This is a genomic window from Chromohalobacter sp. HP20-39, assembly GCF_033052815.1.
Lineage (GTDB): Bacteria > Pseudomonadota > Gammaproteobacteria > Pseudomonadales > Halomonadaceae > Chromohalobacter.
In genome coordinates this window covers 1-254 of sequence record NZ_JAWHTP010000906.1, presented here as the reverse complement: position 1 = coordinate 254, position 254 = coordinate 1, and the positions used below count along the sequence as shown (strand labels likewise).

The window sequence follows — 254 nt, the reverse complement described above, 5'->3', positions numbered from 1 at the left end:
ACTGCCGTCACCGGCAGTGCCGTCGGCGGAGACGGTGCCGGTGGGCGCGAGCGGCGGCGTGAAGTCGGGCGCCAGCGCCGAGGTGGCGGGCGAGACGTTACCCGCCGCATCGGCCTGGGTGACCTGAAGCGTCTGGCCATTGCCCTCCGTGGTGGTCAGCGTGACGGCATAGGCGCCGTTCGCGGCGACCAGCGCGGTGCCGATCACGGTTCCGGATGGATCCCGGACGGTGACGGTGGCGCCCGGCTCGCCCG

Annotated in this window: 1 protein-coding gene; it reads right to left on the bottom strand. The window is 74.0% G+C overall.

The features are described 5' to 3' along the window. The coding region (locus tag RVY79_RS20600; protein ID WP_317466457.1) for an Ig-like domain-containing protein at positions 1-254 on the bottom strand (254 nt) is incomplete at both ends.